This is a genomic window from Dyadobacter arcticus (assembly GCF_011762185.1).
In the GTDB taxonomy this organism is placed as follows: domain Bacteria; phylum Bacteroidota; class Bacteroidia; order Cytophagales; family Spirosomataceae; genus Dyadobacter; species Dyadobacter arcticus.
The window spans coordinates 23,709-46,213 of sequence record NZ_JAASQJ010000007.1 but is presented as its reverse complement, the minus strand read 5'-3'; the positions used below and the strand labels follow the sequence as shown (position 1 = coordinate 46,213).

Annotated in this window: 24 protein-coding genes; 11 read left to right on the top strand and 13 right to left on the bottom strand. The window is 43.9% G+C overall.

Features of this window, described 5'->3' with window-relative positions; genetic code table 11:
• Positions 1-359: 359 nt before the first annotated feature.
• The 4 genes from FHS68_RS25050 to FHS68_RS25035 are packed head-to-tail and all read left to right on the top strand — an operon-like array spanning position 360 to position 5,514.
• Positions 360-1,031 (top strand): succinate dehydrogenase cytochrome b subunit, encoded by a 672-nt coding sequence (locus FHS68_RS25050; protein ID WP_167276611.1) that lies wholly within the window; start codon positions 360-362, stop codon positions 1,029-1,031.
• Between the two features lie 57 nt (positions 1,032-1,088).
• The gene (locus tag FHS68_RS25045; protein WP_167276610.1) at positions 1,089-3,077 is read left to right on the top strand and encodes a fumarate reductase/succinate dehydrogenase flavoprotein subunit; all 1,989 of its coding nucleotides are present in this window, start codon (positions 1,089-1,091) and stop codon (positions 3,075-3,077) included.
• 60 nt (positions 3,078-3,137) lie between these two features.
• A complete protein-coding gene (locus FHS68_RS25040; RefSeq protein ID WP_167276607.1) occupies positions 3,138-4,724 on the top strand; it encodes a DUF8728 domain-containing protein in 1,587 nt (528 codons plus the stop codon).
• Between the two features lie 25 nt (positions 4,725-4,749).
• Positions 4,750-5,514: a succinate dehydrogenase/fumarate reductase iron-sulfur subunit gene (locus FHS68_RS25035; protein WP_167276605.1), complete on the top strand. Its 765-nt coding sequence runs from the start codon at positions 4,750-4,752 to the stop codon at positions 5,512-5,514.
• Between the two features lie 76 nt (positions 5,515-5,590).
• Here FHS68_RS25035 and FHS68_RS25030 read toward each other — a convergent pair whose 3' ends face one another.
• The 4 genes from FHS68_RS25030 to FHS68_RS25015 all read right to left on the bottom strand — a co-directional run bounded on the left by FHS68_RS25030 (position 5,591) and on the right by FHS68_RS25015 (position 9,893).
• Complete coding sequence (locus tag FHS68_RS25030) at positions 5,591-6,217, bottom strand: OmpH/Skp family outer membrane protein (protein ID WP_167276603.1); 627 nt, start codon at positions 6,215-6,217, stop codon at positions 5,591-5,593.
• 94 nt (positions 6,218-6,311) lie between these two features.
• Positions 6,312-6,668, bottom strand: coding sequence for a hypothetical protein (locus FHS68_RS25025; RefSeq protein ID WP_167276600.1), 357 nt, complete (start codon positions 6,666-6,668; stop codon positions 6,312-6,314).
• Between the two features lie 11 nt (positions 6,669-6,679).
• Positions 6,680-9,121 (bottom strand): penicillin acylase family protein, encoded by a 2,442-nt coding sequence (locus FHS68_RS25020; protein ID WP_167276597.1) that lies wholly within the window; start codon positions 9,119-9,121, stop codon positions 6,680-6,682.
• A gap of 43 nt (positions 9,122-9,164) precedes the next feature.
• Positions 9,165-9,893 carry a copper homeostasis protein CutC gene (locus tag FHS68_RS25015; RefSeq protein ID WP_167276595.1) on the bottom strand — a complete coding sequence of 243 codons (729 nt, stop codon included), beginning with the start codon at positions 9,891-9,893 and terminating at the stop codon, positions 9,165-9,167.
• A gap of 307 nt (positions 9,894-10,200) precedes the next feature.
• Between FHS68_RS25015 and FHS68_RS25010 the strand changes: the two genes are divergently transcribed.
• Both FHS68_RS25010 and FHS68_RS25005 read left to right on the top strand, forming a co-directional pair.
• A complete protein-coding gene (locus tag FHS68_RS25010; protein ID WP_013927448.1) occupies positions 10,201-10,422 on the top strand; it encodes a DUF2795 domain-containing protein in 222 nt (73 codons plus the stop codon).
• A gap of 154 nt (positions 10,423-10,576) precedes the next feature.
• Entirely contained in the window at positions 10,577-11,230 is a 654-nt protein-coding gene (locus FHS68_RS25005; protein ID WP_167276592.1) for an AlbA family DNA-binding domain-containing protein, read from the top strand.
• A 5-nt stretch (positions 11,231-11,235) separates the two neighbouring features.
• On the opposite strand, the gene crcB is transcribed toward FHS68_RS25005, so the two are convergent.
• From crcB to FHS68_RS24990, 3 genes are all read right to left on the bottom strand, one after another.
• A complete protein-coding gene (gene crcB / locus FHS68_RS25000) occupies positions 11,236-11,646 on the bottom strand; it encodes a fluoride efflux transporter CrcB (RefSeq protein ID WP_229212057.1) in 411 nt (136 codons plus the stop codon).
• Positions 11,621-11,974 (bottom strand): DUF3127 domain-containing protein, encoded by a 354-nt coding sequence (locus FHS68_RS24995; protein ID WP_167276589.1) that lies wholly within the window; start codon positions 11,972-11,974, stop codon positions 11,621-11,623. Before FHS68_RS24995 ends, crcB begins: the two co-directional genes overlap by 26 nt.
• Before the next feature lie 81 nt (positions 11,975-12,055).
• Positions 12,056-13,195 carry a cystathionine gamma-synthase gene (locus tag FHS68_RS24990; protein WP_167276587.1) on the bottom strand — a complete coding sequence of 380 codons (1,140 nt, stop codon included), beginning with the start codon at positions 13,193-13,195 and terminating at the stop codon, positions 12,056-12,058.
• 213 nt (positions 13,196-13,408) lie between these two features.
• On the opposite strand from FHS68_RS24990, the gene FHS68_RS24985 reads away from it, so the two are divergent.
• The 5 genes from FHS68_RS24985 to FHS68_RS24965 all read left to right on the top strand — a co-directional run bounded on the left by FHS68_RS24985 (position 13,409) and on the right by FHS68_RS24965 (position 18,172).
• Entirely contained in the window at positions 13,409-14,095 is a 687-nt protein-coding gene (locus FHS68_RS24985; protein WP_229212056.1) for a TVP38/TMEM64 family protein, read from the top strand.
• Positions 14,096-14,220: 125 nt separating this feature from the next.
• Positions 14,221-15,804, top strand: coding sequence for a sodium:solute symporter family protein (locus FHS68_RS24980; RefSeq protein WP_167276584.1), 1,584 nt, complete (start codon positions 14,221-14,223; stop codon positions 15,802-15,804).
• 23 nt (positions 15,805-15,827) lie between these two features.
• On the top strand, positions 15,828-16,808 hold the full coding sequence (locus tag FHS68_RS24975) for a dihydrodipicolinate synthase family protein (RefSeq protein WP_167276581.1): 981 nt from the start codon (positions 15,828-15,830) through the stop codon (positions 16,806-16,808).
• A 5-nt stretch (positions 16,809-16,813) separates the two neighbouring features.
• Positions 16,814-17,137 (top strand): RNA polymerase sigma factor, encoded by a 324-nt coding sequence (locus tag FHS68_RS24970; RefSeq protein ID WP_167276579.1) that lies wholly within the window; start codon positions 16,814-16,816, stop codon positions 17,135-17,137.
• A 159-nt stretch (positions 17,138-17,296) separates the two neighbouring features.
• Positions 17,297-18,172, top strand: coding sequence for an AraC family transcriptional regulator (locus tag FHS68_RS24965; RefSeq protein WP_167276576.1), 876 nt, complete (start codon positions 17,297-17,299; stop codon positions 18,170-18,172).
• Here FHS68_RS24965 and FHS68_RS24960 read toward each other — a convergent pair whose 3' ends face one another.
• From FHS68_RS24960 to prfB, 6 genes are all read right to left on the bottom strand, one after another.
• A complete protein-coding gene (locus FHS68_RS24960) occupies positions 18,173-18,607 on the bottom strand; it encodes a DoxX family protein (RefSeq protein ID WP_167276573.1) in 435 nt (144 codons plus the stop codon).
• 90 nt (positions 18,608-18,697) lie between these two features.
• Positions 18,698-19,993, bottom strand: coding sequence for an MFS transporter (locus tag FHS68_RS24955; RefSeq protein ID WP_167276570.1), 1,296 nt, complete (start codon positions 19,991-19,993; stop codon positions 18,698-18,700).
• Positions 19,994-20,017: 24 nt separating this feature from the next.
• Complete coding sequence (locus FHS68_RS24950) at positions 20,018-20,794, bottom strand: alpha/beta fold hydrolase (protein WP_167276568.1); 777 nt, start codon at positions 20,792-20,794, stop codon at positions 20,018-20,020.
• An 11-nt stretch (positions 20,795-20,805) separates the two neighbouring features.
• A complete protein-coding gene (locus FHS68_RS26880; RefSeq protein WP_374757535.1) occupies positions 20,806-20,985 on the bottom strand; it encodes a type II toxin-antitoxin system RelE family toxin in 180 nt (59 codons plus the stop codon).
• Positions 20,986-21,060: 75 nt separating this feature from the next.
• Positions 21,061-21,252 carry a hypothetical protein gene (locus FHS68_RS24940; protein ID WP_167276563.1) on the bottom strand — a complete coding sequence of 64 codons (192 nt, stop codon included), beginning with the start codon at positions 21,250-21,252 and terminating at the stop codon, positions 21,061-21,063.
• 69 nt (positions 21,253-21,321) lie between these two features.
• A protein-coding gene (gene prfB / locus FHS68_RS24935; protein ID WP_167276560.1) for a peptide chain release factor 2 occupies positions 21,322-22,396 on the bottom strand; the annotation gives its coding sequence in 2 pieces (ribosomal slippage) (positions 21,322-22,335 and positions 22,337-22,396; 1,074 coding nt in all).
• Positions 22,397-22,505 lie beyond the last annotated feature (109 nt).

Sequence of the window (22,505 nt, the reverse complement as noted above, 5' to 3'; positions counted from 1 at the left end):
GAAAATTTAGGAAAAATGTGTGCGTAAAGCCTAATTATATGTGATTTTGTAAACATACGAAACAACTACATAAATAAGGTATGTGGTAAGTCTCCCAGCCGTGTCTAAGACTTGCTATTTACATAATAAAATCACTAAGATTTTTAGTAGATATGAAGACCGGAGAATGTATCGCATAACCCGTAAACTTCCTGACTAGCATCCATTTTTTTAGGTTTAATAATTCTTAATAATGATTATAAATTGTGAACGCCCAGGCAAAAATGGAAAGCTTTTATTGCCTTGCATGGGTTTGTGACATACCTTTGAATCGTTCTAAATATACTTAATTTTCTTGCACTAAAACCATTCGTGTTGCTATGTCGTGGTTTTCACAAACGTTAACGAGTTCAATTGGTAAAAAACTCCTGATGGCTCTTACCGGGCTATTTTTGATAAGCTTTCTGGTCATTCATGCCACCATCAATGCAATGATATTTTACAATGATGGCGGTAAAACATTTACGCACTGGGGCCATTTTATGGGTACCAATCCGATCATTCGAACCCTGGAAATTGGGCTGATCGCAGGATTTCTGATCCACATCGCAGATGGCCTTTTGTTATGGAAAAATAACAACGATGCCAGACCTGTGGGTTATTCAGTAAACAACCGATCTGCTAACAGTACCTGGTATTCACGAAGCATGGGTCTCCTCGGTACACTGCTGTTGATTTTTCTTGTCATACATACTTCCCACTTCTGGATTCCAAACCGGTCAAATCAATTTGCAACCGGCGAAGAGCTCAATCTTTATCAGATGATGCTGGATATTTTCCAAAATGTATGGGTAGTATTGATTTATGTCGCTGGCTGCATTTCTCTTTTCTGGCATCTTCTTCACGGCTTTAAAAGTGCGTTTCAAACATTAGGACTGCACCACATCAAGTACAATGGCGCCATATCTTTCGTAGGCACCGCATTCTCTATCATTGTCCCAATCATTTTTGCCCTGATGCCGCTTTCCATTTATCTGGGCTGGGTCTACTAACATTATAGTGCCTGTTAGGCATTTTTTCAATTCAAATTTCGATTAAATAATAAATATATGGCAACTTCTTCCCGCTTGGATGCCAAAACACCGCAAGGACCGCTGGAAACAAAATGGAGTAAATACCGTTCTTCTGTTCCGCTGGTAAATCCGGCAAATAAGCGTAGTCTCGAAATTATTGTCGTGGGTACCGGTCTTGCAGGTGCTTCCGCGGCTGCTACCCTGGCCGAACTTGGTTATAAAGTAAAAGCTTTTTGTTTTCAGGATTCTCCCCGTCGCGCGCACTCTATTGCCGCACAAGGAGGGATCAATGCTGCTAAAAATTATCAAAATGACGGTGATTCCATTTTCCGTCTTTTTTATGATACCATAAAAGGAGGTGATTATCGCGCAAGAGAGGGTAATGTGCACCGTCTGGCCGAGGTTTCAGGAAGTATTATCGATCAATGTGTTGCTGCCGGGGTCCCGTTTGCACGGGAATATGGCGGTCTGCTTTCGAACAGATCCTTTGGAGGTACGCAGGTGCAACGCACATTCTATGCGGCCGGGCAAACAGGGCAGCAATTATTACTTGGAGCTTATTCAGGGCTGCAGCGGCAGGTTGGAATGGGTACGGTTAAAATGTACAACCGTCACGAAATGCTGGATGTGGTCAACATAGATGGTAAATGCAGGGGCATCATTGCAAGAAACCTGGTCACAGGTGAGTTGGAAAGACATGGCGCACATGCCGTATTGCTTTGTAGCGGCGGATATGGAAACGTTTTCTATCTGTCCACAAATGCGATGGGCAGCAATGTAACCGCGGCCTGGAAGGCGCACAAGCGTGGGGCCTTTTTTGGTAACCCATGTTTTACACAAATCCACCCGACTTGTATTCCTGTTTCGGGTGAACATCAGTCCAAGCTGACCTTAATGTCGGAATCACTCCGGAATGATGGCCGAATCTGGGTGCCCAAGGAAAAAAACGATACGCGTCCGGGAAATGAGATACCTGAAAGCGAACGGGATTATTATCTCGAACGTCGCTATCCTGCGTTCGGGAACCTTGTTCCGCGTGACATTGCCTCCCGCGCGGCCAAAGAGCGCTGCGATGCAGGTTATGGTGTGGGGTCATCCAAACTGGCTGTCTTTCTGGACTTTGCTGCTGCCGTTGAACGTTATGGACGCGGAGAAGCCAATAAAAACAACATTCACAATGCTTCCGACTCCGATATCATCGCCTGGGGAAAAGCGGTCGTGAAAGAAAAGTATGGTAACCTGTTTGATATGTACAAACAGATCACCGGTGAAGATCCTTATGAAGTTCCAATGCGGATTTACCCTGCGGTACATTATACCATGGGTGGTCTTTGGGTTGATTATAACCTGATGACAACTGTTCCAGGACTTTATGCCTTGGGTGAAGCGAATTTCTCGGATCACGGTGCAAACCGCCTAGGTGCTTCTGCTTTGATGCAGGGACTAGCCGATGGGTATTTCGTAATTCCGTATACAATCGGGTCATATCTTGCCAATGAAATCAGGACCGGGCAAATCTCAACGGATCATGAGGCATTTGTTCAGACTGAGAAGGAGGTAAAAGAGCGGATCGATAAATTATTGAGCATTCAGGGAAAAACATCACCTGAGGTTTTCCACCGCCGTCTGGGCCAGATTATGTGGGATAAATGCGGAATGGCCCGCAATGAACAAGGTCTTAAAGAAGCAATTGATGAGATCCGCCAGTTGCGTAAAGATTTTTGGACGGATGTGAAAGTAATGGGTACCGCCACTTACTTTAACCCTGAGCTGGATAAGGCAAACCGGGTAGCAGACTTTATCGAATTGGGTGAGCTAATGTGTATTGATGCGCTGAACCGCAACGAATCGTGTGGCGGCCACTTCCGTGAAGAGTTTCAAACCAAAGAGGGTGAGGCACTTAGAGATGACGAGCAGTTTATGTTTGTGTCAGCCTGGGAGCACAAAGGGCCGGAAGAGTGGGAGCTTCATAAAGAAGAGCTGATCTATGAAAATATTAAAATTGCCCAAAGGAGCTATAAATAGTTACTCGGCGGACGCGGCTCTCCATCATTTCAGGCGCGTAAAACATCTTTAACGTTAAATATGTCTTTTTCCAATTCGAAGAATTTTTCCTGGTTCGTTTTTGCTCTGGGCACACTATCGGCTTTGTTTTTTGCTGTTTACACAGATCACCGATGGGAAGACTGGTACATTACTTTCAGGGCTTCGAAAAATTTGTCTGAAGGATTGGGTTTTACATTTAATATGAATGAAAGAGTGCATTCATTCACGTCACCGATTGGTACGTTGATCCCTGCGCTCCTTAATTTTATAACACATGATGATGAAGCGGTCATCTGGTCGTTTCGGGTCATTAATATGTTGCTCATCGGTCTGACGGTGAAGCTTGTTTTTGACCTTTTTTCGACAAACATTAAAGCAGCTTTCTGGCCAGCCCTGTTGGTGACCTTAGCACTGGTTTTTGATGAAAAAAGCATTGATTACAGCATAAATGGTATGGAGACGGCCTTTATGCTTTTGGGAATTGTGTTGTTGATCAGGGAATTGTTCATCAGCACGGTACTAAAACCTTTAAGGCTCGGATTAATCTTTGCTTTTTTGATGTGGAGCCGGCCGGATGCTTTTATCCATATTGGATCGCTTTTATTAGGTTATCTGTTGTTTAAGAATCGCTCGTGGGAACATGTTAAAGGGTTTTTTCAGGGTGGCATGTTAGGAATATTATTCTATGCGCCCTGGATACTTTTCGCGTGGTGGTACTACGGAAACCCGGTCCCAAATACAGTTCTTGCGAAAGGGTTTACATTAACGCCGGAAAGCATATTGAACCGGACTTTACATTATGTTCAGTCCGTATTCATGGGATTGGTTTCGTCTGAGGCACCATTTCTATGGATTTTTGCTCCTGCTTATTATTATTTCGACAGCTGGCCTTTTTTGATGCTGTTTATAATGAAGTGCATCACCTATGTTGCCGTTTTTCTTTGGGTTATTCCAAAGGTTAACTCAAATGCCAGGTTTTTGTCATTTGCAGCATTTCTGGTTGCATCCTATTTGAATGTTTTTTCTCCTACCATTTACCCATGGTATATTCCGGCAGTAATGGTGATTTGTTTGGTCAGCATTGGCTGTGCGGTCGCTCAACCGGTTATGGGTATGGTAAGCGAACGCAGGAAGTGGTTACCAATTGGTACTCTCAGCTTTTTATTAGCGGCACAGCTGTGGGTTTATTTTGGAGGATTAATCCAAATGCGTTCCCAACAGGATCTGATTGAAAATGGGTTAAGGAAAAAAATTGGTCTTTGGCTGAAAGAAGAGTCAAAGACACCGGAAGAAACAGTTTTTTTAGAACCGTTAGGATACATTGGCTTTTATTCGGGGTTAACGATGTATGACTATCCCGGGTTGTGTAATACGAAAGTGATTGATGCCAGAAAGACTTTAAAGACAGAATCTTACGTACAATTGATCAATTACCTCCAACCGAACTGGGTGGTTTTTCGTCCGTGGGATTTGTCAAAGGCTTCCAAAGTGGAGGCGAATTCGTTTTGGCAGAATTACGATCTGGCCAAGACTTTCAGCCAGAAGGACAGTGTTGAAACCTTGAATGTTTACGGTAGGAATTATCTTGCTTACGACAGTGAATTTATAGTTTATAAGAAAAAGTGATATCAGTATTAAAGCATATATAGGTATGGAAGGAAATATGAGTTTGTCTCTCAAAGTGTGGAGACAAAGTAATAAAGAAGCAGCGGGAGGTTTTGAGAATTATAAGCTGGACCACGTCTCTCCTGATATGTCGTTTCTCGAAATGTTCGATGTATTGAATCAACAACTCATTGAAGAGGGCAAGGAACCGGTAGCGTTTGATCATGATTGCCGTGAGGGTATTTGCGGATCGTGTTCCATGTATATCAACGGCCGGCCACACGGACCGTTAAGAGGTGTTGCGACCTGCCAGCTTCATATGCGGTCATTCAAGGACGGAGATACAATTGTGGTCGAACCATGGAGAGCTAAGGCGTTTCCGGTGATTAAAGATCTTGTAGTGGATCGGGACGCATTCGACCGGATTATATCCGCGGGAGGATTTATATCTGTAAATACAGGTAATGCACAGGATGCAAACAGTTTGCCTATTCCAAAAGTAGCTGCGGACGAGGCATTTTCAGCTGCTGCTTGTATTGCTTGCGGAGCGTGTGTTGCTGCCTGTAAAAATGCATCGGCAATGCTTTTTGTATCTGCAAAAATCTCACAACTCGCTTTGTTACCGCAAGGTCAGGCAGAACGCAGCATTCGTGCGGAAAAGATGGTAGCTCAGATGGATGCGGAAGGTTTCGGAAACTGTACCAATATGGGCGCTTGCTCAGCCGAATGCCCCAAAGAAATTGGCCAGGTTAACATAGCAAGAATGAACCGGGAATATATCGGGGCGAAACTTAGTTCTTCCGACATATAAATTCAAATTCAGTATAATCAAAAAGGCGGCCTGCTGATTCCAGCGGGCCGCCTTTTAATTTTATACTACTTATTAATTAGTCTTTCTTATTTGTAGTATCAGCAGGAGTGGCTTTTCCAGTCGATTTGTATTCTTTGTTCAAGCCATCCAGGATTTTTTGAGTTACGTCAAGGGAAGGGTTCGCAAATAAGATACCGCCTCCAAGCGAGTAACCGAGTACAAATTCGTAGCCGTTATCCTTATTATATTTGTCGATATACGAACGGATATTTCTGTAAAGCTCTTCATTTTTCTTGGCTTCCTGTTGTCCCAGGGCTTGCGCCGACTGATCACGGTAAGCTACCAGGTCCTGCTGTTTTTTCATCAGCTGCGCCTCAGTCGAACGTGCCTGCTCAGGAGTCATGGTTTGTGCTTTTTGCTGAAAGAAAGCGACTTCGTTTTGCAATGAGCGACCTTTTGTATTCAATTCATTTTCCAATTGGAAGTTTTTGTTTTCAAGTTCTTTGCGGGTATCCTTGAAGAATTCGTAGTTTTTCAAAAGAGAATCGACCTGAACGTAAACGGTGCGGCGACCAGCAACCACATTGCCATCTGCTGCAACACCTGAATCTGCTGAGGGCTTGCTTGAAAAATGGAGAAAAAATAACACCGCCACAGCAAGAGAAAGCACGATGTTCCAGATTAACGAAGTATTATTATTCACGTTTTTAAAGTTTATTGTTTTTTTTAACAAGCCGCAAAGATAATGATTTGTGTTTAAGTACAATGGATATGTCCTACCCTTGCGAAGGTCAGGTTTACGAAGAAACTACAACAGGATGTTTCCTGAAAAGTTGCCGAGTCCAAAAACCTGATAATCCCGCAATCCCGCCGACTAAACCGCCTATCAAGGCAGTAACAAGCAGCAGCAGGATGCCATTTGGAAGAAAAAAGATACCGGCAACGCGATCGGATAAGGTACTTTCGGAGATAAAACGGAGATAATAGCCGTAGGCCAGCCAAGGTAATGCGACGCCCCCGAATCCGGCCCAGAAAGCTTGGGATGAGCGGGTAGAGCGCCAGAAAAGTACTGCAAATGGAATGATTGCGATAACCCACCAGGGTGTAAAAGGTTGTAATGCAGCGGAAAGGATAATGATGATCAGAAAATTCATAGGGCGGGATATTATTTTTTGACCAAAGTAATTTTGGAGGTCAAACGTTTGTTGGCCTCTGTCGGGGAGTGCAGATAAACTAACTCATTGAGTTCTCCTGCTTCCCATTTTTTCAGCAAATTAAGATAGTATGGACTACCCGGATTGCCAGATTGTCCACCCGGATAAATTCCGTAAGCTCTTGGAGTCGGGCCAAGCTCGACAACCATTCGCCATGACGGGCCTTTATATCTGGTTGTCGCGTTTACAATACTGTTTCCACCGCCGGTTTTAAGGATCGGAGAATTGAATGTTCGAAGACTTCTGCTAAGGTGACGTATTTCCGTTCCTTTTATTCTTGCCCACTCCCACGATGAGCTCATATCGCCGTGTCGCGCCGTAAGTGTATCCAACGCTGCTTTAAAGCTGCTGTGGACAATATTATGCAAAGTTTCTTTTTCCGGGGTATTAACATTGTCGAACCACTTTTCATTGGGCTGTTTCAAAATGAGATATGACGTCCGGTCGCGGCTTGGAATGTTCAGTTTGCCGAATTCGTCATTCCAAATGGCACTTCTTAAGGCAGGAAACCATTCTTCAAAAATCGAAGCTGGAACGGACTGGGGAGCATTCTGATAGTTCCAATTTGCGAGCATAATTTTTGCCGCCTTTTGAGCGGGATTAAGTTGACTTCTCCCAAGAATTTCCAGCAGCTTTGGAAGGATGGTTCTTGCCAAAACACTGAAATTGTCATTTTGAACAGACCGTAAACTATCTGCATTGGCATTGGACATTACTTCAAGTCGTTCATTAATCCTTATGCCACGCTCCGACGCAGCAAAAGACCAGTTAATATAATAAGGATAAGTCGTGTCGGTTGAAGATTGGTTTGCACTGCTTACAAAACCTCTTGCAGGATTTTTCACAAACGGGTTCTGCTCAGCGGGGATCCAGCCATGCCAATCGGTGGCAGGATTAGTACCATCCAGAAGAAATTTACCTTGATCCTTATATTTTAACGGTAGCCTACCATTGACGGTGATAGCAATATTTTTGCTATTGTCGGCAAAAACGAAGTTCTGTGCGGGACCGACGTAATGGGTCAATGCCTTTCGATAGTCATCGTAATTTTTGGCTTTATTCAATTCATAAAAAGTTATAAAGCTGTTGCCAGGCACATGCCCAATCCATTTCAGTGCCAGATCAGGAATTGCCGAGCTGCTTTCAGAATGGGTGACAGGGCCATGATGCGTGTAAATTACTTCTTCACGCACCGGATCATTCTGGCCTTTTACATAAATAAGTTCAGTTCGCATTTGGGTGGACTTCCACTGTTTGTCGTGCCAATAGAATTTACGTGAATTATCTTTAAACTTTATCTTATATAAATCAGTAACATCCGCATCCACATTGGTCACACCCCAGGCTACATTTTGATTGAAGCCGATGATTACACTTGGAATGCCAGGCAATGAAACGCCACAGACATTTACCTCCGGACCGTGCAATTGAATTTGGTACCAAATGGAAGGCAGGCTCAGGTCCAGGTGAGGGTCGTTGGCGAGTATTGGATATCCGGTCACCGATTTTTCTGCACCCACTGCCCAGTTGTTGCTTCCAATCCCTTCTTCTTTTGGAGATGATCTATGCAAAGGTTTAAGCGGGTTTTTTAAAAATGAAACGGTATCGCCGAAGCCCGCATTGGCGACGTCAGGCGGAATTGGAAGTGGCCGGAAGTCCCATTTTGTTCCGGAAGGGATGATAGGACTTTCTTCAAGCATTGGGTAATCCGGGAATAGCTGATCAATCACATTCCTGCCGTATTTTTCCAGAATAGCCGACATATTCAACTCATCCGGCGGACTCGTCAGGTTTAAGGTCATTTGTTCCAGCATGTACATGGTATTGATCAGCTTCCATGGCTCGGGTTTGTAGCCGAGCAATTTGAATTCCACGGGATAGTCCTTGGGAAGAAGCTGATTGATATATGCATTTACGCCGGCTGTGTAACCAAGAAGAGCTTCCCGTGAAAGGGGATCCATCATGGCGATTTTCAGATTTGCCTCAGCCCCATAACCCATTCCCATTCTTCGGTTGCGCTGATCCATTTCCAATGTTACCTTTCCAAGAATTTCGGAAAGTCTTCCGGCTGCGGCACGCGTTTGCAGATCCATTTGCCATAGCCGGTCTTTTGCCGTGATATAGCCCTGGCCATAAAAGAGATCGAAGTTGTTTTTAGCAAAAACGTGAGGAACACCCGAATCATCAAAACGGATAATTACTTCACTTTTGAGGCTATCCAGTTTTATAATTTTCTGACTTTTAGGGTCACTTGAAGGTTCGGAATTTTGCCAAAAACCTGTAAATGGACTCAAAAAAGGCCCCAATGCAGGAGCAGGGCCAAGTGGCCGGTTTAAAAAATAGACGAGTCCAATAGTAACGATTATAGAAAGAATCGCTTTGACAAACTTCATAGAGCGGGGCATTGGGGGTGCTTGCGATAAAAGATTAGCTCTTTTAAGAAACTACTTGTACAATTTCTTCAATGAGTGCAAGGTCACTATAAAGGACTGAACGCTCATCTGGGATTTGGCCAGCCATTGAAATGTTTTCTGGGAAATATTTCTGTCTTCCCGGCCGGAAAGCCTTGGCTGTGAGGTGAAGCGAATGAACTCCTGCGGCGGCAAGTTCCGCTGCATTGTTCGCATTGACACCACCACCTGCCATAATTTCAATGGATCCATTGCTTTCATTTGCAAGTTGGGACAATAGATCGAGACCTTCAATAGCGGACGGCATTTGACCGGAGGTCAGGATTCTTTCTGCTCCGGTTTCAATGATTGCTTTCAATGCTTTATGCGGATCCGGCGTGAGGTCGAAGGCCCTGTGAAACGTTACTTTCATAGGAGATGCGTATTCGACAAGCGACTTGGTGCGGGCTACATCAACTTGTCCGTCTGCTGTTAATACTCCCAATACCACGCCGTTTGCGCCCAGCTTTTTGGCCACGTCAATGTCTTTCCGCATGATTTCTTCTTCAAAAAAATCATATACAAAATCACCGCCTCTTGGCCTGATCATGACATAAACGTCAATATCAATGTGTTGTCTTACCACTTCAATCAATCCCGCGCTTGGCGTTGTTCCTCCTTCGCCCAATCCGCCACAAAGTTCTATCCGGGCGGCACCACCAGCTTGTGCATTGATACAAGATTCCAGCGAATAGGCACAAACTTCAATAGTCATCTTATAGCATTTTTAATGATGGGGGAATTTACAAAAAAGGATTTTTGGGAAGGTAGTTTCCTAGAAGCAAAAGAATGTCAAATCCAATGATAAGGAAGATCCATAAAGGTTTGGGGATCTCGGCTGAGACGCTTACAACCGGCGGAATAACTTAAATAATTGATTTTTAGGCCATTAAGCTGGGTTTCAAATTAAAACTTTTAGTTTGGCAATTATTTTTCTTTTTTTTCGCTTTAAGCTTTTAAAAGATGTCAAATTTTTTACTTTTGCAAAAAAAGTAAAGTAACTATTAATAGGCGAAAATATTATGTACTGGACTCTCGAACTCGCATCGTACCTTGAAGATGCTCCCTGGCCAGCTACCAAAGACGAGCTAATTGACTTTGCAATCAGAACAGGCGCTCCGTTAGAAGTAGTTGAAAACCTACAGGAGCTTGAAGATGATGGTCAACCTTATGAAAGCATTGAAGAGATTTGGCCCGACTATCCCACAAAAGACGATTTCTTTTTCAACGAAGACGAATATTAAGAAAGAAGACGGCGCCAGAAGGTGCCGTTTTTTGTTAGCAAGCGGGCGCAAAATATTACGAAACTCTTTTGGGATATTTTTTTAATCCGGCAAAAGGAATGTAAATTGTTAGCGTTATCTTAATCATATTTCAGATATCTATCCATTGCAACTAATGGAACTTCGATTGTTGAAAGAATTGGTGAAGAAAGGTGAGGGTGAGCATGCGGAATTCAAATTGAAGTCCAATCATCCTGAGAAGATTGTCCGCGAAGTAGTCGCTTTCGCTAATACGGGTGGCGGCAAATTATTCGTCGGAATCGGCGACGACAAAACAATCAAAGGTTTGAAAGATGCAGAGGAAGATGAGTACACGCTTTCCCGCGCCATCGACAAATATATTTTCCCAAAAATAAGCTACAAAAAAGAACGGATACCGGTCAGCTCAGATCGTGACGTACTCGTCATTACCATCCCCAGAAGTATCGATAAGCCGCATTATGTCATTGATGACTCAGGAAACCGCCAGGCGTACATCCGGGTCGATGATAAGTCTCTTCAGGCCAGCAGGGAAATGAAAGAAATTATGCGCCGCGGACGGGGCGAACGGGACATTCGCTTTCAGTATGGGGACAAAGAGGATAAGCTGATGAAGCTTTTAGATGAAAAGCAGTCGGTAACAGTTGACCTTTTTGCTACTGTAGCAGGCATCCCCCGTAAAATTGCTTCTAATACTTTGATTGTAATGGTTTTAGCAAGGGTACTTGAAGTGCATCCCCAGGAAATGATTGACAAGTTTACTATGTCGATGTCCTATCAATCAGGATAGGTGTATCAGATAGATAGTAATTGTTTACCCAGCCACATTCCCAATAGCGTGGCCGCCAAGCAAAAAAGAATACTTACAAAGACATTTAGGCAAGCTTCTGTCCATGCATTATTAAGTATAAGCTGGATTGTATCATTGCTGAAAGTGGAAAACGTACTGAATCCTCCGCAAAATCCAACCACTACAAAAGCCCGATAGGTAGCAACAGACTCGCCCGTTCTTAAAGCTGCCCAGCCCGAAAAAACACCCAGAATTAAACACGCAAATACATTGGCTGCCAATGTACCCAATGGAAAAACAGGTGCCCAAGAAGCAAATGCTTTTCCGGCTGCATAGCGGGCCAGACTACCCAACCCGCCACCTATAAAAATGAGGACTAATGGAAATTTATCAGAAAGGAAGATCATCCGATTCATCTTCGCTGAATGTCGTCACTGGAGGTAGAGCACTTCCTGCATTGGACGACGAAGGTGCCGCGGCTCCGCTCTTGTCTACCTTCCACGCTTTCACTTCTGTATACCAACGGGAGTTGTATTCGCGGCTTTCAATGTCAATCGAAGCTGTTACAGAATCATTTATATTAAGATCGGCCTGATCTATTTTATCTCCCCAAAGCGATATACAGACTTTTTTTGGATATTGAGAAGGTATTTCAAGGATAAATTCCTGTTTGCGCCAAGTTCCATTTTTTCCCTGACCATTCACTTCCGGGAGCAAAGCGATCACTGTTCCTGTTAATTCCATTGCTTATTTTGATTTTTAGTGTCTGAAAAACATAATTTCAAAAGTAAGATTTTTGCCCTTTAATGCAAAGCTGGTGCAAAGCTATCCAATGGCTTGGGCAAGATCGTCGATCAGGTCGCGCACATCCTCAATGCCCACACTCAAGCGGATGAGTGTATCCTTCAATCCTATTTTTTCACGCTCCTCTTTGGGAATGCTCGCGTGCGTCATGCTGGCAGGATGTGTACAAAGCGACTCTACGCCTCCCAGTGACTCACCCAGCGAAAAGACTTCCAAACTTTCCATGGTCTTTATCGCCTCTTTGTAAATATCACCCTTCAATTCAAAAGACAGCATGCCTCCGAAATCCTTCATTTGTCTGCCCGCGAGCGCATGACCCGGATGCGACGCTAGTCCGGGATAATACACTTTTCCAACCTTTGGGTGAGTTTCAAGCCAGCGCGCAATTTCGGAAGCATTTTCGCAGTGGCGCTGCATGCGGATATGTAGGGTTTTTATACCTCTCAAAACTAAAAAACAATCCTGCGGTCCCGGAACGGCCCCGCTGGCATTCTGAATGAAAGCGAGTTGTTTTGCAAGGTCGTCATCGTTTGTAATTAAGGCACCCATTACCGTGTCCGAATGTCCCCCCAGATACTTGGTGACGGAGTGCATGACAATGTCTGCGCCCATATCCAGTGGGTTTTGAAGATATGGGGATGCAAAAGTATTGTCCACGACACTGTGGATCAATTTTTCCCGGCAAAGATGTGTAATCTGCTCAATATCAATGATTTTAAGCAATGGATTTGTAGGCGTCTCGATCCATATCATTTTTGTTTTGTCCGATATTGCCGCACTGATGTTATCAATTTCCGTCATGTCTATGAAGCGGAACACCAGACCGTATTTTTCAAAAATCCGCTTCATAATGCGGTAGGTGCCACCATAAATGTCATTGGTAGCGATGATCTCGTCTCCTGGGCTGTAAAGTTTTAAAACGGCGTCGGTAGCGGCAAGCCCTGAGGCGTAGCAAATGCCGTTTTTCCCGTTTTCCAGGGCTGCTAGTGCATTTTGCAGTGCTGTTCTGGTGGGATTGTGTGTTCTGGAATATTCATATCCTTTATGCCTTCCCGGACTTTCCTGAACGTAGGTAGAAGTTTGATAAATCGGCGTCATAATGGCGCCTGTTGTTGGGTCTGGCACTACGCCGGCGTGTATTGCTTTGGTTCCGAAATGCATTTAGAAGGGTTTTTTGCCACGGATGCACCGAAGCGGCGGACCGTGAATGTTCACGAATATTTGATACTGTATTCCTGTCAATTCACGGTCCGCCGTCGCGGTGCATTCGTGGCCGGAAAAAAATAGATGGCCGGTAACATTATGAAAAACCTTTTAATCAAACAAGTGGTTATTCTAGCACCGGGACAAAGTAAATGTTAAAATGAATTAGCCTTGGAAACTTCTGCGCACAAAAAAATTTCATTACCGGTCGTTATCAGCGTTTTGATGACGGTTGTCCCATTAATTACCACTTCGATCCTTACAGCCTGGGCTATTAATCACGAGAAAGTACTTCGCACCCTGCCTTTCGAATGGTGGCTCGGTGTTACGTTTATTCTTACCATTGCTTCTTCTGCCGCGTTGACACCCCCAACCTTTTTGGCACTGGTTTACGGATACTTTCTGGGATGGTCTTCGTTACCCATGCTTTTCGGTCTCAATCTCGGAGCCATTGCTATTATATATGTGTCAGCCCATTTTCTCCATGCCGAATCTGTGAGGGGTTATTTAATTCAAATCTACCCGAAAGTAGGCAACTTGTTACGCCAGTTTTATAAGAACGAGCTCAGGTTAATCTTCTTCGCAAAACTTTCACCCGTGCTGCCTTTTGCAATTACCAATTTGTTTTTTGCTATGGCCGGTGCAAGGTTCAGGCAGGTGCTTGCGGGAGGTACTTTGGGAATGATTCCACGAACGGTCCTTGCGGTTTGGGCCGGAAAGGAAGCGCAGGATATCCGCTACCTGTTAGAACATCCCAATGAAGGTCTGGCCACTAAAATCATCCTGATCGTTCTGATTATCGTTTCTACAGTCGGGATAGGGTATTTCTTCCGGGAGAAGAAAGTAATAGAATCATAAACGGTATTCAATGCGCTGAGGAAATTGTTTGGTAATATCGTACAATAATACGATATGAAACAATACAAAATCAAAGGCTTCATCCTGTTTCTTTGTGGTAAAGTTATAATTACCGCCAAAGTAGAATGAAATCCTTACCATTCATCGATCTGGTTATCGTGATTGCCTACCTGGCTGGAATGGTGGCTGTGGGCGTTTATTTTTCGAGAAAAAATACGAGTGCAGATCAGTTTACGAAAGCCTCCGGGAGTATACCGGGCTGGGCGATCGGGATTTCCATTTACGCCACTTTTCTGAGCAGCAATACTTTTCTTGGTGTACCAGGCAAAGCCTACGGCAGCAACTGGAATTCATTTGTTTTTAGCCTTTCAATGCCGTTTGCAGCCTGGGTTGCAACAAAGTTCTTCATTCCATTTTACCGAAATTCCGGAGCTGTTTCAGCTTACACCCATCTCGAACACAGGTTCGGTGCGTGGGCGAGGACATATGCGGTGGTTTGCTTTCTGCTTACCCAATTAGCCAGGATGGGGTCTATTTTTTTTGGGATAGCCCTGAGTTTGCAGGCACTGACAGGCTTCCCAATGTCCACCATTATGATTGTCGTTGGGATATGCATTGTCCTGTACACCGTGATGGGTGGAATGGAGGCGGTAATCTGGACGGAAGTTGTGCAGGGGGTGATTAAGACTGCCGGTGCGCTCATTATCCTTTATCTGGTCGTCGACGGAGTTGACGGCGGATTTTCTAAAATTTTGGAAGTTGGAAAGGCAGATAGCAAATTCACCTTAGGCACTTTTACGCCCGACTTTACCCAATCATCATTTTGGGTTGTACTGCTGTACGGCTTCTTTATGAACCTGAATAATTTTGGCATGGACCAGAATTATGTGCAGAGATACCATACAACCTCATCGATTAAAGAAGCTGCCGGCTCGGTGTGGCTATGCGTATACCTCTATTTGCCCGTATCATTAATTTTCTTCTTACTCGGAACCTGCTTATACGCTTACTACCAGGGTAATCCCGAGATGCTACAAGTGATAAAAATGCAGGTAGCAACCGAACGGCTTCCTGTTGGAACGCGAGAGGCGATTACCAATTTGGCAGCGACTCTTACACCGGCCGATTACGGTGATAAAGTGATGCCGCATTTCATGGTCACCAAGGTTCCGGTTGGTTTACTTGGGCTGATCATTGCAGCGATCATGTCGGCAGCAATGAGTACGATCAGCTCGGGAATGAATGCTTCGGCAACTGTCTTTTCAGTAGATATTTATCAAAAATATATAAAGTCGGATCTTACTCCGAAAGAATCAATGCGGATTCTGTATGTCGCCACGACCGGCTTCGGGTTACTTGGAATGATCACCGGTATTGCGATGATCGGCGTGAAAAGTGTCCTGGATGTGTGGTGGATGTTATCAGGTATTTTTGCGGGAGGTATGCTCGGTTTATTTCTTTTAGGCATTATATCCAAAAGCACAAAAAATGCTGAGGCATTGACAGCGACATTGATCGGTATTGTCGTGATAATCTGGATGACATTCTCATCTCAGCTCCCGGATGACTACTCGTATTTGCGTAACCCGCTACATCAGAACATGATCATGGTGGTGGGAACACTGACGATTTTTCTGGTAGGGGTGTTGCTGACGAGTTTAAAACGTCGGGCTCCGGAGAAGCAAAAAGTGATGTTGGACAATGAATAAAAAGCGCTCTAAAATCTAATTACATGGTATCAGCGGCATCAACTTTTGTATCGTTACCCAAAGGCTTCATTCCTGTAATGCTCACGCCCTTCCTGGAGACGGGCAAGGTGGACTATGAAGGCCTTAGCGCATTGACAGAATTATATCTGGAAGCAGGGGCAGCCGGGCTTTTCGCCAACTGCCTTTCGAGTGAAATGTTCGAACTGACGGAGTCAGAAAGATTGCAGGTAACAAAGACAGTCGTTGATCAGGTGGCCGGTCGGGTACCTGTTGTGGCAACGGGTACATTTGGCGGCGCCATCCCGGAGCAGGCACGATTTGCAAAACGTATATATCAAACCGGAATTGATGCCGTGATCATTATTACGGGCCTTATTGCAGACGAAAATGAGCATGATGAAATTTTTGTAAGCCGCATCAAAGAATTAATAAGTCTTACAGATGACATTCCTTTGGGATTTTATGAATGCCCTGTTCCTTATAAGCGACTCATCAATAGCATGGTATTGCAGGAGCTGATTCAAACCAGGCGGATCGTCTATCACAAAGATACCTGTCTGGATCTCGAGGAAGTTGTGAGGCGTATTCAAGTAGCCGAAGGGTTCAAGTTTGGGCTTTACGATGCCTATATGGTAAATGCAGTTGCGTCATTAAAAGCGGGTGCGACCGGATTATCCTGCATTCAGGGAAATATTTATCCTGAGCTTGTTACATGGATTTGTGAACATTATCACGATGAAAGCCGACAGAACGATGTGGAAAGGGTTCAGAAATTTTTCGTGGATTCGATGGATGTCGTCCATACAGCATATCCCATCGTCGCAAAATACTGCCTTCAGAAAAGAGGCTTCCCAATGTCAACTTACACCAGAAGGGATGTAGGCACATTTACCGAGGCTATGCAAAGACAAGCGGACCAGTTACTGGACGAAATTGACGTGATCCAAAGCGATTTGGGAATTGTGAATGTTTTAAAGAAGAATCTGGTAACACCCTTGAAATAACTACCATGGCCTTTCCATATCAACAAATTGTATATCAGGTTACCCAGGGGGACGAGGCGGCATTCACGCAGCTCCGCACGTATTTGCATGTGCCGGCATTCAAATTTTGTTCGGTTATATTAAAGGATGAAACCGAGGCGGAAAATATCATTCACGAGGTCTTTGCAAAAATTTGGGATGAAAGAGTGCAGCTTAAACCTGACGAAAATTTTCAATCATACCTCTTTTTGAATCTAAAAAGCCAAATTTTTGGCCGTATGACAAGCTATTCCGATCCGATCGCACGAACTCAATACCTGGAAAGGATTCATTCATTCAGCGCCAAATAGCACAAATCTTGCATGTTACCAGCTTGAACTAGCCGTTTTGCCTGACAGAATTGTATTTTTCTAAAAGTTCTAGACAGATCAGGATAGATTAGTGAAAAAATTTATTTTAAATTACGAACTGACAGCTCCATCCTAAACTCTGTCGGGGACTGATTAAAAATGAAACCGCATTTTCATAAAGTCCCGATACCAACGCGGACTTCATTCAGCATTCGTCATGACAAAGATTCTGGCTTCGGCACAGTCTGGCATTATCATCCGGAGTTGGAGCTGCATTATCTCATTAAAGGAAGAGGGGTCCGTTTTATAGGCGACAATATCAGTAATTTTTCCGATGGTGAATTGATCCTGATGGGTGAAAACCTTCCACACACCTGGCGTGTCGAAGAAGGCACAAATAATGCGTCTGTTGAAGTAATTATCATCCATTTCCTGCCGCACTGCCTTGGAAGCGACTTATTGTTACTCCCGGAAGCGTATCAAATCCCAAAACTTTATGAAAAAGCAAAAAGAGGACTTCTGGTTAAAGGCGAGGCGAAGGAAAAAATCATCCAACTGATGCATTCTGCCGTCAATGCCCAAAATTTGGACCGGCTGATCGCTTTGCTATCTATCTTGAAAATACTCGCAGAGACGGGGGATTATGAGACGATTGCCTCGGCGCACGCTTTTTATAAATCCAATGACTCTGAGACGCTCAGATTGAACAAAATTTATGCTTATACCCTGTCCAATTATCGGAGCGACATTACATTGCAGGATGTAGCGTCAATCGCAAATCTTGGTATAACCTCTTTTTGCAGGTATTTCAAGCTAATGACCAAGAAAACCTACAACGATTTTTTGGTTGAGATCCGCATTAGTCAGGCTTGCCGGTTGCTGATTGAGGATAAAATGGCAACGGAAGTAATTTGTTTTGAGTGCGGTTTTAATAATGTCTCCAATTTTTACAGGCATTTCAAAAAGGTCACAGATATGACGCCTTTGGAATACAAGAGAAAGTATTTGTATAAAACCGCACCCGAACTCGTCTGATTAATTATCGTGATTTTTCATCCATTCATCCATGGAGAAACGACCTGAACCGACAATTGAAAAGGTTACTACGAGAATCAGCGTGATCATCGAAATCCAAAACTCAGAATTGAGATATGAAAAGCCCATTCGGAAGTTGACGAAGAAAACCGCAATGAGCAGGATAGGAATCTGAATGATTGAGGCAATGCGGGTAAGGCATCCCATCGCAATCAAAAACCCTCCGAAAATATGAGCAAAAGCGACGTAATGAACGGCCGCAACCGTGTAAAGGTGCAAGTCCAGCCCTGTTACCAGCCTGGATAATTGCGTCGTATCGCTGATGAAGCTGATACCTTTCGCAAATAAAAATACGCCCAAAGCAATACGAACTGTGTCCATCCAGGCGGGATGGTGTGCATCGCCCCAATGCTCGATTCGATCCATCATATTCATAACTATGAAAAGATTTGGTTTCCAGAAAGTTATAAAAAATAGTGGATTATGTCAAGACTTAGTTTATTTATTCCAAGAGGAAAGATAAGCCTATTCCTTTTCTATCAGTGAGGTATGTTTGGTATCCTTCATGCCAAGATAAATCATGAGGGAAATGAAGATGCAAATGGTGACGTACCAATAATAGTAACTCTCATGACCCAGGTTTTTGGCCCATAATGCAAGATATTCGGCGGTACCACCAAAGATCGCCACTGTTAAAGAGTAGGGTAATCCAACGCCAAGTGCCCGAACTTCCACGGGAAAAAGTTCTGCTTTCACGACGGCATTGATCGATGTATAACCACTGACAATAAGCAATGCGGCCATTAACAATCCAAAAGCCTGCCACATTCCGGTGGTGTGGCTGAGCGTACTAAGAAGCGGATAAGTGAAAATAGTGCCCAAAATACCGAATGAGATAAGCAATGGGCGTCGGCCAACCTTATCACTGATCGCGCCAAAAACAGGTTGAATAGCAGCGAAAATGAATAAAGAGCAGAAAGTCAGGGTTGTGGATTGGTATTTCGTCAGCCCAACGGTATTGACCAGAAACTTCTGCATGTAGGTGGTGTATGTGTAAAAAGCAAGCGTGCCCCCCAGCGTAAGACCGATTACGACCATAATTGCTTTCGGGTGTTTGAGCAATTCAGCCAATGAACCTTCTTTTTTTGATTTTGTGTCCTTTGACTTAAATGCCTGGGTTTCATTTAAATGAGCCCGAAGATAAAGCGCAATCAGCGAAAGGAATGCTCCGAAAATGAATGGAATGCGCCAGCCCCAATCATGCATTTGCTTGTCAGTGAGGAAAATGTTTTGCAAAATCAGCTGTAACCCCAAGGCAAGCAGCTGACCTCCAATAAGCGTTACATATTGGAAACTTGAAAAAAATCCACGCCTTTTTTCGGTAGCAACTTCGCTTAGGTAAGTAGCGGAGGTCCCATACTCGCCGCCAACGCTTAGTCCCTGCAAAAGCCGGGCAACAAGAAGCAGGATTGGCGCGGCAATGCCGATGCTGTTGTATCCGGGTAAAAGAGCAATGAGCAATGAGCCGAAAGACATTAATAAAACCGATAAGGTCATTGCTATCTTACGCCCTTTTGTATCGGCCAGTTTTCCAAAAACATAACCGCCGATCGGGCGCATTAGAAATCCTACCGCAAAAATCCCGGCGGTGTTAATGAGCTGGACCGTGGGATTGGAATCAGGGAAAAAGGTATTGGCGAAATACAGAGAAAAAGCAGAATAAGCGTACCAATCGTACCATTCAACGAGATTTCCGGCGGAGCCGCCGATTATTGCTTTAAGTCTCCAGCTTGTATCATTTTTGGGTAAAACCTGCTCCATGCTCTGAAAATGATGTTTGACAAGTTACTCAAATAAAGTACAAATCCACACACCGGTCTGGGCAACGAGTTGAGAATGTCCGCTTTTCAAAATCACATTTTGTTTCTCCGGCAAAAGGCGGGATAATGGCTTTACTGCACCCATTTTCAAAAGTTTATCAAATCTGCCGGTAATGAGAAATATGCGAATGTTATTTTCTTTTGCCAGTTTGTAAACGGCTGGTATATTAAATCGTAATGGTCTGAATGCAGTCCAGGATTTATAAACGGTCTGGCGTTTTTCCGGAGTATCCAAAACGTTTCTTGTAAATCGGACCAAACTGTCATTTAGTAACCCAATGCTTTTTAATGCATTAGCCACTTTGAAAAAAGTATTGGAGTGCCGCATGGACCATTTGAATAACCGACGTCCTAGTTGAAAGCGCGTGGCAAGGAAATAAACGGCATGTTCTGAAACACCATCAGGAGCAATCAGGAATGCATTCTGAATTTTTTCTGGAAATGCTTCAATTGTCGCCAGTGCAAACCGGCCGCCCATGCTGAAACCGGCAATGTCAAAATGAGTAATGTTGTTTTCAGCTACGAAATCTTTAATAATTTCAGCCCAAATGCTTTTGGTTACCGAATCGAGATTGATACCAGTGCTTTTACCATGAAAAAAAAGATTAAAAGCATAAATGGTATAATGCTGGCCTAATGTTTCCTCAAAGGTTTTGAAGCAGCTAACACCATCCTGACCGATGCCATGAAATGCGAGAAGGATGTTTGGGCCGTGGCCTAGTTTGTGGTAGTGGAGCCTCATTGACACTGGAATTATTCATATGCTTCTCGGCGGTGCTTTACGCCAGAAATTTCTATAATTCTAATGCTGTCTTCTATAAGATAAAGGACTCTGTAATTTCCTATCCTAACTCGATAGGTGCTTTTGGCTGCAACCAGTTTTTTACATCCAGACGGTCGAGGAACAGCGGATAAAGAGGCAATAGCAGACACCACCCGTTTCAAATCGGTTTTTTAAGGTTACGAATGTCCTTTTGAGCAGAATTTGTGATGATGACTTTGTAACTATCATTCATCCAGCTTACCCTCTGATTTTAATTGTGCGACGAATTCGTCGAAAGGAATAGTTTCTTCATTTCTTCTTTCTTCTACCATTAAAGCATCTAAAAGGTCCTCAACAATTTGTCCGTGTTTTTTCAGACTTATGATCAAGTCAGTTTTTTGACCTTTGTTATTTGTGATGTACCGAATACCAGTCATAGAAATAATTTTAACGTAAATTACAAAAAATAAGAAAACCTCCGGCAGGCCGGAGGTCTTCCAATATCATTACGATTCCATCAGATAAGCCTTGATAAAATCATTAATCTCGCCATTCAAAACAGCTTCCGTATTGGAAGTCTGGTGATCGGTCCTGTGATCTTTGACACGACGGTCGTCAAGCACGTAACTCCGGATCTGCGAACCCCATTCGATTTTTCGTTTGGAAGCTTCTACTTCGGCGCGGGCAGAATTGCGTTTTTCGAGCTCGATCTGATACAGTCGTGATTTCAGCAACCGGATCGCGACTTCTTTGTTCATTAATTGGGAACGTTCCTGCTGGCAGGCGATAATGATTCCGGATGGCTTGTGATGCAGACGAACTGCTGTTTCAACCTTGTTTACATTTTGACCGCCAGCTCCTCCCGAACGATAGGTATCCCAGGTAATATCTGCCAGATTCACATCGATTTCAATGTTATCGTCTGCTAATGGATAGACGTAGACTGACGTAAAGGAAGTATGACGCCTGGCATTCGAATCAAAAGGTGAGATGCGAACAAGCCGGTGCACACCATTTTCAGATTTGAGATTTCCGTAAGCATATTCGCCGTCGATCTCCAATGTTACTGATTTTACTCCGGCCACATCGCCATCTTGCAAATCCACTTCGCGCACTTTGTAGCCATTTTTCTCAGCCCACATAATATACATTCGCATAAGCATGGATGCCCAATCCTGCGACTCGGTTCCGCCTGCGCCGGAATTGATTTCAATTACAGCAGGCAGCTCATCGCCTTCTTCTCCCATCATTTTCCGGAATTCGATTTCTTCCAGTTTGTCAGAGAGCTTTTTGCCTTCCTCGTCTACTTCTTCTTCGGTAGCTTCGCTGGCATCGTAAAATTCCCAAATGGTATCCAGATCATCCCTTAAACGGGCTAGCTCTTCGTATCCATTGGTCCAGAATTTCAATCCGCGGATTTCCCGCATTGTTTTTTCGGCACGATTGGAATCACTCCAAAACTCCGGCTGAACAGTCTGCTGTTCAAGGTCTTCTAGCTGTTTTTTTCGGTTATCGTAGTCAAAGATACCTCCCCAAAGCCTCTACACGGGCCTTCAAGTCTTTCAATTGCTCTGCGGTCATTTGAAGTTTAAGTTTTGTGGAAAAATTATTGTTGTGTTTGTTTGTTCGGCTTTGTTTGAAGTAGTTCGGTTTGGATCGGCGTTGTTCGATCCGGTTCGCTGTAGTTTTG

Bases quoted from the DNA above. Each gene is read 5' to 3' on its own strand.
- FHS68_RS25045 (WP_167276610.1), top strand. From the start codon at position 1,089: ATGGCAACTTCTTCCCGCTTGGATGCCAAAACACCGCAAGGACCGCTG.
- FHS68_RS25020 (WP_167276597.1), bottom strand. From the start codon at position 9,121: ATGAAGTTTGTCAAAGCGATTCTTTCTATAATCGTTACTATTGGACTC.
- FHS68_RS24980 (WP_167276584.1), top strand. From the start codon at position 14,221: ATGAAATCCTTACCATTCATCGATCTGGTTATCGTGATTGCCTACCTG.
- FHS68_RS24955 (WP_167276570.1), bottom strand. From the start codon at position 19,993: ATGGAGCAGGTTTTACCCAAAAATGATACAAGCTGGAGACTTAAAGCA.
- FHS68_RS24970 (WP_167276579.1), top strand. From the start codon at position 16,814: ATGGCCTTTCCATATCAACAAATTGTATATCAGGTTACCCAGGGGGAC.
- FHS68_RS25010 (WP_013927448.1), top strand. From the start codon at position 10,201: ATGTACTGGACTCTCGAACTCGCATCGTACCTTGAAGATGCTCCCTGG.
- FHS68_RS24990 (WP_167276587.1), bottom strand. From the start codon at position 13,195: ATGCATTTCGGAACCAAAGCAATACACGCCGGCGTAGTGCCAGACCCA.
- FHS68_RS25025 (WP_167276600.1), bottom strand. From the start codon at position 6,668: ATGAATTTTCTGATCATCATTATCCTTTCCGCTGCATTACAACCTTTT.
- FHS68_RS24995 (WP_167276589.1), bottom strand. From the start codon at position 11,974: ATGGAATTAACAGGAACAGTGATCGCTTTGCTCCCGGAAGTGAATGGT.
- FHS68_RS24950 (WP_167276568.1), bottom strand. From the start codon at position 20,794: ATGAGGCTCCACTACCACAAACTAGGCCACGGCCCAAACATCCTTCTC.
- FHS68_RS25050 (WP_167276611.1), top strand. From the start codon at position 360: ATGTCGTGGTTTTCACAAACGTTAACGAGTTCAATTGGTAAAAAACTC.
- crcB (WP_229212057.1), bottom strand. From the start codon at position 11,646: ATGAATCGGATGATCTTCCTTTCTGATAAATTTCCATTAGTCCTCATT.
- FHS68_RS24940 (WP_167276563.1), bottom strand. From the start codon at position 21,252: ATGACTGGTATTCGGTACATCACAAATAACAAAGGTCAAAAAACTGAC.
- FHS68_RS25040 (WP_167276607.1), top strand. From the start codon at position 3,138: ATGTCTTTTTCCAATTCGAAGAATTTTTCCTGGTTCGTTTTTGCTCTG.
- FHS68_RS25005 (WP_167276592.1), top strand. From the start codon at position 10,577: ATGGAACTTCGATTGTTGAAAGAATTGGTGAAGAAAGGTGAGGGTGAG.
- FHS68_RS25035 (WP_167276605.1), top strand. From the start codon at position 4,750: ATGGAAGGAAATATGAGTTTGTCTCTCAAAGTGTGGAGACAAAGTAAT.
- FHS68_RS24975 (WP_167276581.1), top strand. From the start codon at position 15,828: ATGGTATCAGCGGCATCAACTTTTGTATCGTTACCCAAAGGCTTCATT.
- FHS68_RS25015 (WP_167276595.1), bottom strand. From the start codon at position 9,893: ATGACTATTGAAGTTTGTGCCTATTCGCTGGAATCTTGTATCAATGCA.
- FHS68_RS24960 (WP_167276573.1), bottom strand. From the start codon at position 18,607: ATGAATATGATGGATCGAATCGAGCATTGGGGCGATGCACACCATCCC.
- FHS68_RS24965 (WP_167276576.1), top strand. From the start codon at position 17,297: ATGAAACCGCATTTTCATAAAGTCCCGATACCAACGCGGACTTCATTC.